Source organism: Priestia sp. TRM10 (genome assembly GCF_057808375.1).
In genome coordinates this window covers 34,877-50,452 of sequence record NZ_JBJZOT010000013.1, presented here as the reverse complement: position 1 = coordinate 50,452, position 15,576 = coordinate 34,877, and the positions used below count along the sequence as shown (strand labels likewise).

General features: G+C 35.7%; 16 protein-coding genes and 1 riboswitch. Of the genes, 8 read left to right on the top strand and 8 right to left on the bottom strand.

Annotated elements, in window-relative coordinates:
* Position 1 precedes the first annotated feature (1 nt).
* Together ACK3CR_RS11535 and ACK3CR_RS11530 are read left to right on the top strand one after the other, a co-directional pair.
* Positions 2-1,084, top strand: a complete 1,083-nt coding sequence (locus ACK3CR_RS11535; protein ID WP_243514017.1) for a Ger(x)C family spore germination protein — start codon at positions 2-4, stop codon at positions 1,082-1,084.
* A 19-nt stretch (positions 1,085-1,103) separates the two neighbouring features.
* A complete protein-coding gene (locus tag ACK3CR_RS11530) occupies positions 1,104-2,213 on the top strand; it encodes a GerAB/ArcD/ProY family transporter (protein WP_243514019.1) in 1,110 nt (369 codons plus the stop codon).
* Positions 2,214-2,230: 17 nt separating this feature from the next.
* Here the strand turns inward: ACK3CR_RS11530 and msrB are convergent, their stop codons facing one another.
* The 4 genes from msrB to ACK3CR_RS11510 all read right to left on the bottom strand — a co-directional run bounded on the left by msrB (position 2,231) and on the right by ACK3CR_RS11510 (position 5,756).
* Positions 2,231-3,190: a peptide-methionine (R)-S-oxide reductase MsrB gene (gene msrB, locus ACK3CR_RS11525; RefSeq protein ID WP_243514021.1), complete on the bottom strand. Its 960-nt coding sequence runs from the start codon at positions 3,188-3,190 to the stop codon at positions 2,231-2,233.
* A 145-nt stretch (positions 3,191-3,335) separates the two neighbouring features.
* The gene (locus tag ACK3CR_RS11520; RefSeq protein WP_019392873.1) at positions 3,336-3,761 is read right to left on the bottom strand and encodes a MarR family winged helix-turn-helix transcriptional regulator; all 426 of its coding nucleotides are present in this window, start codon (positions 3,759-3,761) and stop codon (positions 3,336-3,338) included.
* Positions 3,762-3,952: 191 nt separating this feature from the next.
* Positions 3,953-4,441: a MerR family transcriptional regulator gene (locus tag ACK3CR_RS11515; protein ID WP_243514023.1), complete on the bottom strand. Its 489-nt coding sequence runs from the start codon at positions 4,439-4,441 to the stop codon at positions 3,953-3,955.
* 154 nt (positions 4,442-4,595) lie between these two features.
* Entirely contained in the window at positions 4,596-5,756 is a 1,161-nt protein-coding gene (locus tag ACK3CR_RS11510; RefSeq protein WP_328123283.1) for a hypothetical protein, read from the bottom strand.
* Between the two features lie 453 nt (positions 5,757-6,209).
* On the opposite strand from ACK3CR_RS11510, the gene ACK3CR_RS11505 reads away from it, so the two are divergent.
* Complete coding sequence (locus tag ACK3CR_RS11505) at positions 6,210-7,505, top strand: NCS2 family permease (protein WP_243514027.1); 1,296 nt, start codon at positions 6,210-6,212, stop codon at positions 7,503-7,505.
* A gap of 155 nt (positions 7,506-7,660) precedes the next feature.
* Here the strand turns inward: ACK3CR_RS11505 and hpaB are convergent, their stop codons facing one another.
* The 4 genes from hpaB to ACK3CR_RS11485 all read right to left on the bottom strand — a co-directional run bounded on the left by hpaB (position 7,661) and on the right by ACK3CR_RS11485 (position 11,955).
* A complete protein-coding gene (gene hpaB / locus ACK3CR_RS11500; protein WP_328123280.1) occupies positions 7,661-9,094 on the bottom strand; it encodes a 4-hydroxyphenylacetate 3-monooxygenase, oxygenase component in 1,434 nt (477 codons plus the stop codon).
* A gap of 257 nt (positions 9,095-9,351) precedes the next feature.
* Entirely contained in the window at positions 9,352-9,594 is a 243-nt protein-coding gene (locus ACK3CR_RS11495; protein ID WP_488975465.1) for a DUF2164 domain-containing protein, read from the bottom strand.
* Positions 9,595-9,657: 63 nt separating this feature from the next.
* Positions 9,658-11,283 carry a M20/M25/M40 family metallo-hydrolase gene (locus ACK3CR_RS11490; RefSeq protein WP_488975464.1) on the bottom strand — a complete coding sequence of 542 codons (1,626 nt, stop codon included), beginning with the start codon at positions 11,281-11,283 and terminating at the stop codon, positions 9,658-9,660.
* A 426-nt stretch (positions 11,284-11,709) separates the two neighbouring features.
* The gene (locus ACK3CR_RS11485) at positions 11,710-11,955 is read right to left on the bottom strand and encodes a hypothetical protein (RefSeq protein ID WP_243514037.1); all 246 of its coding nucleotides are present in this window, start codon (positions 11,953-11,955) and stop codon (positions 11,710-11,712) included.
* A gap of 86 nt (positions 11,956-12,041) precedes the next feature.
* Positions 12,042-12,143: riboswitch (SAM riboswitch) on the bottom strand.
* Positions 12,144-12,380: 237 nt separating this feature from the next.
* Between ACK3CR_RS11485 and ACK3CR_RS11480 the strand changes: the two genes are divergently transcribed.
* From ACK3CR_RS11480 to ACK3CR_RS11460, 5 genes are all read left to right on the top strand, one after another.
* Positions 12,381-13,106: a YgjP-like metallopeptidase domain-containing protein gene (locus ACK3CR_RS11480; RefSeq protein ID WP_328123277.1), complete on the top strand. Its 726-nt coding sequence runs from the start codon at positions 12,381-12,383 to the stop codon at positions 13,104-13,106.
* Between the two features lie 94 nt (positions 13,107-13,200).
* The gene (locus ACK3CR_RS11475; protein ID WP_243514041.1) at positions 13,201-13,557 is read left to right on the top strand and encodes a LapA family protein; all 357 of its coding nucleotides are present in this window, start codon (positions 13,201-13,203) and stop codon (positions 13,555-13,557) included.
* Between the two features lie 90 nt (positions 13,558-13,647).
* The gene (lepB, locus tag ACK3CR_RS11470) at positions 13,648-14,211 is read left to right on the top strand and encodes a signal peptidase I (RefSeq protein ID WP_243514042.1); all 564 of its coding nucleotides are present in this window, start codon (positions 13,648-13,650) and stop codon (positions 14,209-14,211) included.
* A 333-nt stretch (positions 14,212-14,544) separates the two neighbouring features.
* Positions 14,545-15,126, top strand: a complete 582-nt coding sequence (locus tag ACK3CR_RS11465; protein WP_243514045.1) for a YiiX/YebB-like N1pC/P60 family cysteine hydrolase — start codon at positions 14,545-14,547, stop codon at positions 15,124-15,126.
* Between the two features lie 74 nt (positions 15,127-15,200).
* Positions 15,201-15,572, top strand: coding sequence for a PilZ domain-containing protein (locus ACK3CR_RS11460; RefSeq protein WP_243514047.1), 372 nt, complete (start codon positions 15,201-15,203; stop codon positions 15,570-15,572).
* Positions 15,573-15,576: the final 4 nt, after the last annotated feature.

Genomic DNA, 15,576 nt, shown 5'->3' with positions numbered 1-15,576 from the left:
GATGAAGAAAAGATCCCTACTCGTTCTTTTGATGTTTTCTATCCCCTTTTTATCAAGTTGCTCTTCCTTTGTTATTGATGATGTTTTAGTTGTTCAAGGAATAGGACTAGATTATACAAAGGACGGAAAGATTCGTGGGACTGCTCTTTTTCCTCTTTTCCGAGAAAGCACAACAGAGGAACCGAGTACAATTAGTGTTACAACTGATAATACGTATAATATTTTACAAAAAATCAATGAAAAATCAGCCCTTCGAATGGTGGAAGGTCAAACACGTATCCTTTTATTTGGGAAAGCTTATGCTAAACATAATATAGAAGAAATCATTCATAGTTTCTCAAGAAGTCCTTCTCTCGGTCGGCGCGTTCATGTAGCTGTTGTGGATGGAAAAGCAGAAACAATGTTACAAGCCGTAACAAAAAAAGATGTAAAGGAATCGCTTTACATTACAGATTTAATTGAACAAAACATCCATACAGAAAACTTACCATATACAAACCTTCACGTTTTTTTCTCAAATTACTATGGAAAAGGGCGGGATGTTTTTCTTCCTTATTTAGGGGGCGAAAAAGACGAAATCAAGTTGAAGGGGCTAGCCATTTTTAATAAAGAAAGGCTTGTCACAACGTTAAATATGAAAGAAACGTTTTTATTTAAACTCATTCGCAGCGGCTCTAAAAATGGTCTTTATCATACCTTTATTAAAGCAGAAGGAAAAAAAGGAGCGGTTGTTCTTCGCAATTTATATGCCAGACAGTCTATGACATATTCAAAAAAGAACAACTCAATTAAAGTCGATGTACACATTAACGGACTTCTAAAAGAATATCCTGCTTGGGTAAATGCAAAAGAAAGAAAACAAGTGCACGATATTGAGGATCAAATTAAAAGTGAACTCACCAAAAATGGAAATAGAATTGTTCAAGACATGCAAAAACTGCAAGTTGATCCAATTGGATTTGAGGATTTTGCAAGAAGCAAAACACGTCACTTCGATTGGAAGGAGTTTCACAATCGCTATCCAAATATGGATATTAAAGTAAACATTGATGTAAAGCTTACTCAAACAGGAATTGGTGAATAAAGAAAGGAGGCAATGCAACATGTCTAAGCTTGTGGATGAAAAATTTCAAGTTTCCCCTTTTCTAGTTTTCTTTCTTATTCACGGCTTTCAAATTGGGGTTGGCGTTTTAGCTTTCCAACGAATGGTAGCCAAATATGCAGAGCAAGATTCTTGGATTGCCCTCTGTCTAGCTTCCTTTGCAATTCATATTGTTATTTGGTTTTCTTATAAAATGCTTTCTGAAGAGCAGTCTGACATAATTGCTGTTCATCAATTTTTATTTGGAAAATGGATAAGCAAACCATTAGATTTTGCTTTTTTAGTCTATATTTTTTTGATTTGTTTAACTATCTTTCGAACTTATATAGAAGTATTGCAATTATGGATGTTTCCCCTTCTCCCGACTTGGGTTCTTTCCCTTGTTATCATTGCTATTACCTACTACATTCTTACTTCTGGATTTCGAATTGTAGCAGGTGTTGCTTTTTTCAGCGTCATTCTGCCATCTTTTCTATGGGTGATGCTCATTTTCCCTCTTCAGTTTGCAAATTACCGAAATTTACTTCCTGTTTGGGATCATTCTGTTCAAGATATATTGATGGCTTCAAAAGTCTTTATGTTTGAGTTTAGTGGATTTGAACCATTACTTATTTTTTATCCTTTTATAAAGAAAGCTCATAAATCTCAAAAGTTTGCTCATGGAGCAAATGCACTGACGTTTTTCACTTATTTCATTATTCTTCTTGTTTCACTTGTTTATTTTAATAAAGACGAACTTCAGCACACTATCTATCCTACGCTGTCGATGGCTAAAATTATTGAAATTCCATTTATTCAACGTTTTGAATATATCGTGATTTCTCTTTGGTTTCTTGTCATCATCCCTGGAATTTCTATTTCAACCTGGTGCTGTGCACGACTATGTAAGCGAAGCTTCTCTCTGCGTCCATCTCGATTTCTACCTTTCTTTTTTGCCTGTCTTTTTGCTGGAGCTCTTTTTTTTGATACACGTTATGAAATTAATTCACTCGGGAAGTATTCAAGTTTCATCGGTCTTTTCCTCTTTATTTTATACATTCCACTGCTCAGCATTTTAACAATGCTTAAGCGAAAATGGCAAGGAATGAAAAAAAAGCAAAAGGAAACATAACGCTTCCTTTTGCTTTTTTATGAAAATAACTTTTGGTATTCCCCATATCCTTCTTTTTCAAGTTCTGATTTTGGAATAAAACGAAGCGCTGCTGAGTTGATACAATAACGTAAACCACCATGTGAAGAAGGACCATCATCAAACACGTGTCCTAAGTGAGCATTTCCGCCTTTGCTACGTACCTCCGTACGAATCATGCCGTGCGATGTGTCGGTTTCCTCTTCCACAACACTTTTATCAATTGGTTTTGTAAAAGAAGGCCATCCACATCCTGCATCGTATTGGTCCTGTGAACTAAAAAGAGGCTCACCTGATACGATGTTAACGTAAATTCCCTCTTCTTTGTTGTCCCAATATTCATTACGGAAAGGAGGCTCAGTCCCATTGTTTTGAGTTACTTCATATTGCATTGGGGTAAGGCGATTGCGAAGCTCTTCTTGCTGTTCTTTATTGCTCCAAGCTTCTTTTAAAAATCCTTCACGTCCAGAACCTTTCCGATACATTTTGTAGCGAATTGGATGTTTTTTATGATAATCTTGATGATATTCTTCAGCTGGATAAAACGGCTTAGCTTCTATTATAGGCGTAACGATAGGTTTGGAGAATCGACCGCTTTTTGCTAGGTTCTCTTTTGACTTTTCAGCAATTTGACGTTGCTTTTCACTATGATAGAAAACAGCTGTTTTATATGATTCTCCTCGATCAGCAAACTGTCCGCCTTCGTCTGTTGGATCAATTTGCTGCCAAAATAATTCTACAAGTTTTTCATATGGAAAAATCTCTGGATTAAAAGTAATTTGAACAGCTTCAACATGTCCTGTTGTATCTGAACATACTTCTTCATATGTTGGGTTTTCTTTATGGCCGCCCGTATATCCTGAAACGACTTTTTCAATGCCTGGCTGTTCGTCGAATGGTTTAACCATACACCAGAAGCAGCCACCTGCAAATGTAGCAATATGATTGTGACTTGTCATAATTCCAGCTCCTTTATAAGCTTTGTTTTCTTATTATATCGTCTCCTTGTTCACTTTCAAAACAATATGCTGTTTTCAGCATGCGCTCTCTTTTTCTCATTCATACAAAAAAGCGAAAACAGAATACTGTTTTCGCTTTTTTGGTCTATTCTTTGAACCGATCTAGTCGGTGTAAGGCATTAATAAGTTGTTGAAGTTCTTCATCGCTGATTACTTCAAATTTCTCGGTTAAATACTTAAGTTTTTTATCTCCAAACTCCTTAAATATTTCTTCCCCTTTTTCTGTTAACACAATCTCAACAACACGACGGTCATTTGGGGATCTCCGTCTTGTAATGTACTCTTTATCAATCATTGTATCGGTTACCGCTGTAATATGACTAGCAGATACACCAAGTGCTTTTGACAGCTCTGTTGCCTTTTTACCTCCGCCTTCTGATAAAAGACGTAAAATTGCAAATTCACTGCTTGTCATTTCCGATTGCAATAGATCGTTGATTTCATAGCGGATTTGTCGAAATACGCGACGCATTGATTTTTCTAAATCAACCATCATCGTATGACGTTCCATACAATCGCCTCCTCTTTTTCTTATCGTAAACTTGAAGCCCGCTTGTTACTAGCTACATCATACATCTAGTAACCATCGTTCTTTATTTAATTGTACCACTGTTATTACAATAATTCCTCTACTACTTACCAAAGGAGAAAATAAAAGACTTTTAAATAAAAAAAGACTTGATAGCAATGCAAGCTATCAAGCTACAAACTCCATAAGTTCATAAAGAGCGTCTTCCACCTTGGGAGTTTCTTATTTGCAATAAATCCTTCTTTCTTTTCTAACTGTTCCTCTACCATTGCCAAACGTTCTTCTAACTCATATATCTTCTTTTGTAAATTCGTAATTTCAGTTCGATGCTCTAGGACTTGGAAGGTGACAACTTCACCTGCTTTTTCTTCAATTCGACGATCATTTTCTGCGATTCTTCCCATCATACTTCCCATCTGTTTACACATCTCTTGAATTTGCGCTTCTAAGGCATCAAAATCTGTAGAACTCTGAACGTGTCCTTTTCTAGCTGAAGAGCGCGGCTGAATGTTATGAGCTTCCCGAATTTGCTTAATATTCTCTTTTGAAATATCAAAATGACCGCGCTCGTTTTTAGCACAATCAATATTGTAATGCCGAATCCATTTTATAACGGTTTGAGAACTAACTCCAAGTTCACGTGCAGCTTCATGTGTCTTCATATCCGCTCACCCCTTCGTTTCTTCTCCTTACCAAATTACATTCGAGCGGAAATGATGAATCCCTTTCTGTTTGACAAAACTAGTATGAATTCGCCAAAAAAAGAAGAGATATTACAAAAAAGCCCCGCTACAAGGAGCAGGGCTTTTTTGTAAATTATTGAGCAGATGTTGCTGGTGTTTCTTCACCAGTTGCTGGAACTTCCGGTGTTGTCGGTGTTTCTTCACCAGTTGCTGGAACTTCCGGTGTTGCTGGCATAAAGTATTGCTCAAGTTCATCTGTTGTAATTAAATTTTCTTTCTTTGTATCAACTGTAAATTTCACATCTTTATTTACAGACTTGTAGTTTGTTTTCGTATCGACTGCAAATGTACCGCCGCCATCTTCTGAGTCAACGTTCATGTTCACTTTAATATCTGAAGACTTCGGAAGATTATCATTATATTTAGAAGAGAACGTAAAGTCCATTGAAACTTTGTCACCTTCTGGCTCAGCAGTCATAGAGAATTTGCCAGAATCAGATACAAGCTGGTCTCCATCAACTTCACTTGTTAACGTAAGACCGCTGAATTTTGCATTTGAATCATTTAACGCTTTATCAAACTCTTTGCGCTCTTCAGCTGTTAAGTCTGCTTCTTTAAGGTAATTATCAATAAGACCTTTAACCTCTTTATCAGAGAAGTTAACTGTAATTTTTCCATCTTCTTCTTTAAAATCATCTTCTGATTTATCTTTTAGAAGTTTTTCAAGTTCTTTACGCATATTTTCTTGAAGCTGTGCTGTGTCTTGAGAATTTTTCATTGCGTCAAGTTCTTTTTGAAGCTCTGGATCATCTTTTGCTAACTCATTAAGATCAATAGAAATTGTTTTTCCTTTGAATTTGCTAATATCGATTCCAGATCCTTGTAGGAATGGAGAAATGTTATCAACAAGGCTATCTGCCTCAATATAGAATGTATTTGCTTTCTCATCAAAAAGCATTGGTACTTTAGCATCTAGAGCCATCATACCCATTTTTGCTTTAATGTTTAATACAACTTCTTGTTTCTTCGTTTTTTGATCATACTTCGTATCCATTGTTAAAGAAGAGTTTTTCAACACGTCAACTACTTGCTGCATCTCTGGATCAGACTCAGCTGCGTCGATTTTAATATCTTTGAAAGATAATTTTGTTGTTGCTTCAAAAGATTTAACCGTTTCCAGATTGCTGTATGCTTTTGTTAATTGTTCTCCTGGAGCGCTATTACACGCTGTTAAAGCGATTGCTGCTGTACCAAGTAAAGCTGTGTTTGTAATAAGTAATTTACGTTTTTTCATATAGTTCGAAGCTACTGCATATATATTGTAGCTTCTTACCTCCTCTCGATTTCCCAATCTCCATTTTTGCACTACTTCTACTAAACCATAAAGACAAAATTAACGTCAATGTTTTTTGGAAGAAATAGGTCTTATACTTCACAAAAATTTCTACTTATCTAGTTCTTTATTACCCTTGGTTAATATTAGAAAAACTTCAAATTAGAACCTTATCAGGAATTATTATTCCAGAATTCATCTCCAAAAGTAATAAACTTTCTGTCCTGCACTTATATTTACGGGACAGAATGCATTCGGTTTCAAAAATATTTTTCTTTAAATTGGTCATTACTAATTACAAGAGAAGGGTTTACTGCATTTCTATTAGAAATATGAAAAACTCTTGCACTATACTCAAAAAACGAATATTATGGATGTTGTTTCACAAAAAATGTTCGTAATTTGGAGGTAAACATGTTTAAATTACAAGAAGCAAATACGAGCGTTCGTACAGAGCTATCAGCAGGGCTTACAACGTTCCTTACAATGGTATATATCGTAATTGTTAACCCTGTCGTATTATCAAGTGCAGGCGTTCCTTTTGAGCAAGTTTTTACAGCTACTATTATTTCAGCTGTAATTGGAACCCTTTGGATGGCCCTTGCGGCTAATTATCCTGTTGCAATTGCTCCAGGGATGGGTTTGAATGCTTATTTTGCTGTTATTTGCTCACAGGAAGGTATTACGTATACAACAGCGTTTTCTGCGGTATTTATCGCTGGTCTTATTTTTCTTGTCCTTTCTCTAACTTCTTTTCGAGAAAAATTAATTGATGCAATTCCAGATAGTTTAAAGAACGCTATCACAACCGGAATTGGTCTTTTCATTGCTTTTATCGGCTTACGAAATGCTAATATCATTGTTGATGATCCAACAAACCTCGTCAAACTAGGAGATTTAACAGAACCAGGCACTTTCCTTACCATTGTTGGACTTGCCATTACACTTCTTTTAATGGCATTACGTATAAATGCAGCCCTTTTCCTCGGCATGATTGCAACCGCAGTTATCGCTCTGTGCACAGGGCAACTTTCATTTAAAGAGGGATTTTTCTCTTTCCCATCATTACCAGAGGGACTTATTGTTTTTAATCCTATTACAGCACTGAACGATGTCATTACACACGGCCTTTATGCTGTTGTATTCTCTTTCTTGCTTGTTACGATTTTTGATACAACAGGCACAATGGTTGGCGTTGCTCAAAAAGCAGGACTTATGAAAGATGGAAAGATGCCTCGCCTGCGTCAAGCACTTCTTTCTGATTCATTTGGAACAACATTTGGAGCAATGTTCGGTACAAGCCCAACAACAGCCTTTGTTGAATCATCTTCAGGAGTTGCTGCTGGAGGCCGTACAGGGTTAACAACATTAACGGTTGGCATTCTATTCATTGTTGCTGCTTTCTTCAGCCCTCTTGTAGGAGCTGTTTCAGGAATTGCTGCGATTACATCACCTGCTTTAATCATCGTTGGAAGTTTAATGATGGAATCTGTTGCTAAGATTGAATGGAAAGAACTTGATGAAGCTTTTCCAGCCTTTCTTGTTATTTTAAGCATGCCTTTAACATCAAGCATTGCAACAGGTATTGCACTGGGTTTCATTTCTTATCCCCTGATTAAACTAGTAAAAGGAAAAGGAAAAAGCGTTCACCCTCTTGTTTATATTTTTGCGCTTTTATTCTTTATTCAACTTATGTTCTTTTCCCATTAAAAAAGACAAACGAGCCGTTCCGCGGTCCGTTTGTCTTTTTTTATATAACGGTTCATCTAAACTTCCACAGATAACAATTGTTTTACTACAAAAATTTGGAAACGTTTTTTTCACTACAGCAACCAAACTAAATAAAAAAGCGGATGATCCGCTTTTTATTGGTCTAAAAAGTTTTCTACAAATTCTTGATAGTTTCTTCTTGGATATGAACGATACATATTGCTAAGAAGACGAATAGGATCGCCAAAAAAGAAACGTTCATACAATGTTTGACGTGTACCAAAAGCACTTAGAGTCATATCCCATGCAAGGCGGAAGAGTTTGACACGTTCATATCCTCCTTTTGAAAAACTTTGCAAATAGTAATTAAGCTTTTCTCCCATTTCAGAGTCAAAATCAGCTTCTGTTGGAAGAGTAATAAGACCGCTTGCACCAAGGAGTTCTACTATTTCAGTTAAGCGGGGATATGTGTTAGAAAAAAGAGTTACAGCAACATAGAGAGGATGTACGCTCGGAGCCATAATACCAAACTGATCCTTTTGAGCTTCTGTTTCTGATGTCAAAAGCAATCCTCTCATTGTTTCTAAAGCGATCACAATTTCACTTATCTTCGCTTGCACGTGCTGATATTCACTAATATTAATAGTATCTACAATTGACTGTGCTACACCTAATGTAAATTCCAACTTAACAACTTGACGGGACACAACTTGATGAAGAATAAGGGCAACATAGCTACTTCCCAAAAAAAGACTTTCCGCTGCTTGTTTATCTTCATAGAAAAAGAGCCTCTCCCACGGAACTAAAACATTGTTAAATATAACGACTGCATCAAGCTCATCAAAACGCGAACTTAATGGATAATTAAAAGAGGAAGAATGATAAGAAAATGGTTCTCTGCACAAGAACGTAAGTCCTTCTGTATTACTAGGAATTGAAAAAGCAAAAGCTCCTTTCTCATCCAATCCTTTTCCACCCGTTGAAAAAACGAGAAGTTCATCCGTAAGACCACCTTGTGTAGCAAGTAATCTTGCTCCTTTAAATAAAAGACCGTCCTTTGTTTTCTTCACTGCCTGAGCTGCAATTGGTTCCTCTTCTAATTCTTCATAATAAAAAGATCCTCTATTAACCTGTGGACTTACATATGTGTGTGTAAAAGATAAATCGAGATTCTTTGCTTTCTCATATAGCTGAACAAGGTTCTCACTACCTTGTTTATGCTTCTTTTCAATTAACGAAGCTCCTGATGAAAAAGCCATAAGAGCTGTGTTCATATAATCAGGGGCCCTTCCCATCATCCCACCTGATTTCCTAGCCCAAAGCTGTGTTGCTTTTCTCCTCTTTTCTAAATCTTCCTTTGTTTTCGGTTTCATAAAAGCTGTTCCGTACGTTTTTCCTTCTTCAGAATGAGTAAGGACTGATTTATGCTCGCCATCTTGCATGTCATAAAGTCCCGCTTTGCTTTTTACAACTCCTTGAAAAGCACTGTGCTCACTAATGTCTCCTTTTACTTTTTCTCCTTTTACCCATACATCATTTCTTAAAAGGTTTAACCTTGTAACAAACTCTTTTCCATCTATGATTCCCAAAGAAACCCGCTCCTCTTCACTGTTATTGTCTTCTATATCGTATTCACTCTTTTAAAAAAAGAAACAGAATATACAACCTAAATAAGATAGAGAGGACTTCAAACAAAAAAGATGGTGAAGAGCCTATAAGTCTTTACTTTTAAAAGGAGAAAAGTGATGAAGCAGACTTTATTAAAGTTCACTTATAAATATGTTTACTAAGCGAACATAAATAAAGAAGAACATCATTTAAAATCTGTTCTTCTTTTGGTCTATTTTCATCTTTTGATTCTTTTTAAAGCTTCTAAATCTTCTTCTACAGAAAATATTTTCTGCTCTACAATCGTTTTGCTGTCTTCAATTCCCTTATTATAGAAATAAGCTCCGACATTTTCTTTTATAAAATAAAAAACTGTTTCAGCGGCAAGTTCTCCTATTTCTTCTCCTCGTTCTTCTAGAAAAAAGCGTTGAATTTCATCAATCACTTCTGCCTTTTGTTCTTTTGATAATAAAATTTCCATACAGTGTACCCTCTCTTTTCTAGCTTTCTACTATTGTTCTCTTCAATGTACCAGGAATCTTGTTTATTTAAAACATTCTTTTACAGTCATGTGTAGCAAATCCATAAGAGGACCAAATGAATAATTAACATCAAGTCGTTCTGTCCACTGATGCGCGTCTCTCCCTCTAGGACCTAAGTTAAAGACAGGTACTTTAAACTGTTCTAGGTCAGAAAATGGAATATCATAGCCTTTCTTCCACAATGGCATGTTGTGAACAAGTGGCAAGAAAGTTTCTAACGCATGATCAAGTCCAACATAGCTAAGGTCTGAAATGCCTCCAAAGTAAAGCTGCTTATGAAACGCTATCCCATACTTTTCTGCACCTGTTTTTGTTAGTATTTGAACAAGTTTTTTTATAAGCGGATGATCATCTGTACATACAGCAGGATAGTATGGTGGTGCGAAAAACAGAATAATCATTGGGGAAAGCTCTTTGCATAAAAGAGCAAGCTTATTCAAAATAGCCGTTGTTTGTTCCCTATGATCGAGAGAGGACGTCTCATGTTGTACCTTCTTAATTAAACTATCAACGTGTTCCTTCCCGTAAGTATCCACTCCATATTTATAAAGTTTCTCATACGTAAAAACGTGAACATTTACAGACCTTGGAGTAGAAGATTGCATCATTCCATAATGAAAAGCGCGATTATTATAGTGCTTCTCTACTTCACGAGCTGCTTGCTGAGCACTTTCTAATAGCGAAGAAACAAACTTATCCATCGGCTTCTTCATCACTAAGAAATTATAAAGAGATAACGCTCTGTTTGGGGTTTGTGTTGAATACTCTTTCTTTAAATCTCCCTGAGACAAAATAGTTGGAGGAGGACTTACTTCCCCTTCAATCACTTCACAATAGTCTGTATTAAGCTCTAATGCTCTTGTAAGCTCACTAACAAGTAAATTAGCGTTAAGGCCTGCAAAAGGCTCTCCAACATGACTTTCTTTTCCATAGCAAAAGAAACCTGGCAATACCTTTCCAATCGATCCAACATATAAATAATCTTTCGTATCACCAGGATAACGACTGAACATCGGTTCTCCATTTAAGACTAGAGAATATTGAAAACTGTGTTGTTTTGCAAAATCAAGCAAAACAGGTACTGCTCTTCTCATTCCTACCGAACTTACTTCTTCATCTGGAACAGATAAAAACAACAGATTTCCTTCAAAGTCTCCATTTGTCGCTCGTTCAATGAGAGACATTTGAGTCGCCATTCCGCTTTTCATATCCATAATTCCACGTCCAAAAAGCCATTCTCCTCGATCTAAGTCTTGGCGGACTTCAAATGGTACAAGCTCACGCTGCCCATAAAATCGTTTTGTTAGTTCAATGGGGTTAAAGGCAGCATCTTTCCAAATCCCATATCCCTCAACTCCAACAACATCATGATGATTAACAAGAATAACCGTTTTATTTGTTTTTCGACCTTTTACAAAAGCAGTTACAATAAATCTGCCGTCTTCCGTATCATGTAATTGAGCATAAGAAGGGTGTTTTCTGAAATATGGAAGCTGTAGAAACTTACGATGAATAAACTTGGCCATCTCTCCTTCTGCAGAGCTTCCAGTAATACTCGGAACGGACACAAGTTCACAAAGAAGGTCGATGAGCTGTTGTTTTGTTTGAAAGTAAGTTTGCCCTTTCATGTTCTCCCCCCTGTTCGACGTTTTAGAAAGCAATGTTTATGCTGCTATAATTAAGCCCATTCTCCGCTATCTTCCTTTTTACGTCAACCACTTTTTAAAGAAAGAAAACCAAATAAAAAGAGCAGCTCTTTCACTTGTAGGCTGCTCTTTTTTCTTATTTTGCTTCTAAATAGTCCAAGATATGATCAATTAGTTCTTCACTGCTTTGATCGCTTCCATATTCAATGGAATAATCCATGACCGTCGCTCCTTCCTCAATTTACCTTTTATATAAGATAACACAGTTTTTGACTGTTTAGGATGTATATTTTTTAAAAAATTTCGACAAATTTATTTTGCGCTACTCATAGCGTTTTTACAAACATCCTATAGAGGTAGTTTGCTCACTTTATTATACGTGATGAATACTAGATTCGTTCTCGCTTTCTAATAAGAGGCAAGCACTCTTTCTTTATGCTCAAAGCCGACTCTCTGAAGCTTTTCTAAGAGAAGGTTAGACACTTTCTCATCATCACTTCTCTGTAGGTCCTTATAATCAATAGCTACTGAATATGTACAGTCACAATCTTTAGCGATAATTTGAATAAATGTCTCAAGGGAATGAATATAAACTTCTGACACCACATTTTCTAAATTTTTTTCAACATAAGCTTTCCACTCGACATGTTTCATTTTATCTCTCTCCTTTTAATATACTTTTCGACAAAGGCAAAAGAAAAATGCCAATCGCTAAAAGCGATTGGCATCTTTTCTCTGCACATTTATCACTCAAAGCGTTTGCTTTGCTGGTAGTAGCACCTTGCATACGCAGGTTGCTGTGGAATCATTGAGCCAGTTCTCTTATCCACTCTTGATAAGTTGTATATTTTTCTATTGTTAATAAAGTTGACTGTCTTAATAAACAATATATGTTTGTGAATAATGGAATTATACCAACTATTCTTCACTTTGTAAATGAGCATTTTGAGTAAAAATGAAAGAACGGTTTGAGCATATGTATCGATTTCCTGATATTATTAATAAGAAGTTATCGGTGTAACCTTGACCTTCACCTTAGTTTACATATACAATGAAAATTTGTAGAAAGGAGTTTCAATATGTATCATTTTAAAACAAAAAAGCATAGTTTCAATTACACGATTCACCAAGTTCAAAATACAACAAACGTTCAAATTTCAGTTTGCAAAGATGAAGGGGTTCTGCTTACTGTACCGAAAAGTTTTACAAAAAGCAACCTTCAATTTGTATTAGCCCGCAAAGCTGACTGGATTGCTGAGCAGCTAGGAGACGTTCAAACTTCTGAGGAAAATCATCATCAAGATGAAGAAAAGATAACAGAAGCAGAAAACGTTGTTAAATCTGATAAAAAGAAATCGTTTCAATCTGGAGAGCGTTTCTTTTACCTTGGACGTCAGTACCGTTTAAACATCGAAACAACTGAAGATACTCCATCTTTCGCTTTTAAATATTCAAAATTCACAGCACAAATTCCAACAAGCTGGGATGAAGCAAAAACGAATGAAGAAATCTTTACTATGTTAAAAGAATGGTACATAACAAAAGGCCATGATAAATCAAAAGATATTTTAAAAAGCCTTAACCCTCTTTTAACAAACGATGTAGCTTCTATCACATGGGAGGAATCGCCTAACCTTGTTTCTTACAACAACGGAGATGTAAAAGCAGATTGGCATTTGCTTATGGCACCAATGGCAACAATTGAAGCTGTTATCGCGAAAGAAGTGGAACAAAATCCTTCTTCCCTTTTTGAAGACTATAATGAACGCTTAGAGTGGCTAAAAGAACATACGCTCTCTCTATAAATTAAAGGAGTAGTAGAGCTGAAATGGTTTCATACTTATAATTGAGGGGTATAAACATAAAAATACTGATCCACCTAAAAAGGAGAGTTTTTTTATGAAAGGACAACGCTATTTTATTTTAGCTCTTGTTTTTGCTCTTATCGTTGCTATTTTAGCTATTGTAAATGATGAACCCGTTCAGTTTAACTACGTATTCGGTACACAAGACTGGCCACTGATTCTCGTTATTCTTGGCTCTGCTGTATTTGGTGGCGTTGTAGCTGTATCATTGAGTTTGGTTAAAATCATTCGTCTTCAGAGTCAAATCCGTCAACTTCAAAAAAATGGAGCATCAGTACCTCCTTCTATTGAAGCTGACAAAGACCATCCAACGGCCGCAAAAAAGAAGGAAAAAGAAATATCTTCTTCCGAAAATAAAAATGTTGGTATAAAGAGCAGGCTAAATAAATAAAGATGTAGAAGGTTAGTACAGGGAAATGTACTAGCCTTCTTTGTGTTGCATAGCATCCAACTATCTTTATTAAAAGGAGCGAATTGTAGCTTGACAAAAAGTACAAAAAGCGAACTTTGGTCTTATGTAAAAACCATCATATTAGCTATTATTTTATCCTTTTTTATTCAACATTTCTTCTTCCAACCTTATACAGTAAAAGGGGATTCAATGCTACCTAACTTAAAAGATGGAAACAAAATTGTCGTCAATAAAGTAAACTATAAGTATGGAAAGCCCCAGCGAGCAGATCTCGTCGTTTTAAAATCTCCCGAGCATAAGGAAGAATATCTTGTAAAGCGAATTGTGGGCCTGCCTGGTGAAAATATCTCGTTCAAAAACGATGTTCTTTATGTAAATGGACAAAAAACAGCTGAACCTTATTTAAGCAAAGCAAAGCAAGAAAAATTACCCTATGAACAAGTAACGAATGATTTCACCCTAAAAGAAATAGTAGGCCTAGCTAAGATTCCTAAAGACTATGTCCTTGTATTAGGCGATAATCGTCCTATAAGCAATGATGGGCGCCATTTTGGGCTTATTAAAATCGATAATATTGTTGGGGAAGTGAACATGAGATATTGGCCGCTGAATAAGATCAGTTTTATGCATTAACTCTTACCTCCCTGTTTTTTTACATAACTGTAATATTATTTTGATACCGAATTTACGTTTTTCCTTTATACTAAAAGTAGCAAAAGCAATTAGAGCAAGGAGGAATTTTAATGCTACTTTTCCGCTCCCTTATTGCGTTTTTAGTAATCTGTTTTCTGACTGCTTAGCTTCCTGAAAACGGCTCTATTCCAATGAAAAACACCTTATTTACGAAATTAAAAATAAGCTCTATATAAAGAAAGCCATTCAATATGAATGGTTTTTTTCTTCTATATATTGTTTCCATTCCCCCCATACCAAATATGAAAAAATCGATATAATACAGCAAAGGAGATGATTATTATTCAAAATTTGCCTTTTTATTCTTATGAAGAAGCTTTATCAAAAGTTCAGACAGGCGATATCTTACTTTGCTCTGGTCATTATATGATAAGTCGTCTCATTGGATTTTTTTCACGTTCTTCTTTCAGTCATGTTGGGGTTATTGTCAAATGGGAAAACCGTATTCTAGTAATGGAAAGTGTTGAGGATGATGGTGTACGTATTGTTCCACTCTCCCACTACTTTAAAAATTATGAAAATAAAAATGAAAGCTATAGAGGCAAACTATTTATCGCTAGACATGATAAATTTATGAGCGATAACGTCTCAGAAGAAGAGAAAAAAAGACTAATTGATAAAGGGATTTCCCTTCTAAATAGACACTATGATAAATTTGAAATTCTAAAAATTCTACTTCGTATTGTATTTAAAGTTCCTAACTATAAACAAAACAACCAATATATTTGCTCTGAACATATTGATATCCTTTACAAAGAAGCAAATATTACCCTTGCCCCATTACAGTGTCGCCCTCTTTTTCCAGAGCATATTGCAAAAGATAAAAGCATTACATTTCTCTTTCGCCTTCTGTAAAAGAAAATAAATTCCTTTTTCTTCCCTACTCTTTTATAATAAAGAGTGAATAGAGCAGCGGGAGGAATAACTAGATGCAGTATCGACGTAATGAAGGTTTTCGCTTTCAATTCGAATCACCGGTAAAAGGGCTTTTTTCCATTATTCGGCGGAATGGTAAACAGGTGCAAAGCAGAAGCGGCAGCGTCACAGTTATTGACATAAGCCCAAACGGACTGCGCCTTCAATCGCCATTAGAACTTCCTATTGAAACCAATCAAAAAATTGAAATTAACGTTTCTTTCACAATAAATAGTACTAAACTTTCTTATAATGGGACAATCCTTTGGAAAAGACCTGTTCAAGAAAGTTTTCAATATGGAATTTCACTTGAAAATGAGGAAGATGAACGCCAAGAAATTATTGATGAAATTAAACTTTATCAGAAACGCTTAAAAAAAGAGTAGTGTA

What these genes read in the sequence shown, in the direction of transcription:
- ACK3CR_RS11535 (WP_243514017.1), top strand. Translation starts at nt 2, where the DNA reads ATGAAGAAAAGATCCCTACTCGTTCTTTTGATGTTTTCTATCCCCTTT.
- ACK3CR_RS11530 (WP_243514019.1), top strand. Translation starts at nt 1,104, where the DNA reads ATGTCTAAGCTTGTGGATGAAAAATTTCAAGTTTCCCCTTTTCTAGTT.
- msrB (WP_243514021.1), bottom strand. Translation starts at nt 3,190, where the DNA reads ATGACAAGTCACAATCATATTGCTACATTTGCAGGTGGCTGCTTCTGG.
- ACK3CR_RS11520 (WP_019392873.1), bottom strand. Translation starts at nt 3,761, where the DNA reads ATGGAACGTCATACGATGATGGTTGATTTAGAAAAATCAATGCGTCGC.
- ACK3CR_RS11515 (WP_243514023.1), bottom strand. Translation starts at nt 4,441, where the DNA reads ATGAAGACACATGAAGCTGCACGTGAACTTGGAGTTAGTTCTCAAACC.
- ACK3CR_RS11510 (WP_328123283.1), bottom strand. Translation starts at nt 5,756, where the DNA reads ATGAAAAAACGTAAATTACTTATTACAAACACAGCTTTACTTGGTACA.
- ACK3CR_RS11505 (WP_243514027.1), top strand. Translation starts at nt 6,210, where the DNA reads ATGTTTAAATTACAAGAAGCAAATACGAGCGTTCGTACAGAGCTATCA.
- ACK3CR_RS11495 (WP_488975465.1), bottom strand. Translation starts at nt 9,594, where the DNA reads ATGGAAATTTTATTATCAAAAGAACAAAAGGCAGAAGTGATTGATGAA.
- ACK3CR_RS11490 (WP_488975464.1), bottom strand. Translation starts at nt 11,283, where the DNA reads ATGAAAGGGCAAACTTACTTTCAAACAAAACAACAGCTCATCGACCTT.
- ACK3CR_RS11485 (WP_243514037.1), bottom strand. Translation starts at nt 11,955, where the DNA reads ATGAAACATGTCGAGTGGAAAGCTTATGTTGAAAAAAATTTAGAAAAT.
- ACK3CR_RS11480 (WP_328123277.1), top strand. Translation starts at nt 12,381, where the DNA reads ATGTATCATTTTAAAACAAAAAAGCATAGTTTCAATTACACGATTCAC.
- ACK3CR_RS11475 (WP_243514041.1), top strand. Translation starts at nt 13,201, where the DNA reads ATGAAAGGACAACGCTATTTTATTTTAGCTCTTGTTTTTGCTCTTATC.
- ACK3CR_RS11465 (WP_243514045.1), top strand. Translation starts at nt 14,545, where the DNA reads ATGATTATTATTCAAAATTTGCCTTTTTATTCTTATGAAGAAGCTTTA.
- ACK3CR_RS11460 (WP_243514047.1), top strand. Translation starts at nt 15,201, where the DNA reads ATGCAGTATCGACGTAATGAAGGTTTTCGCTTTCAATTCGAATCACCG.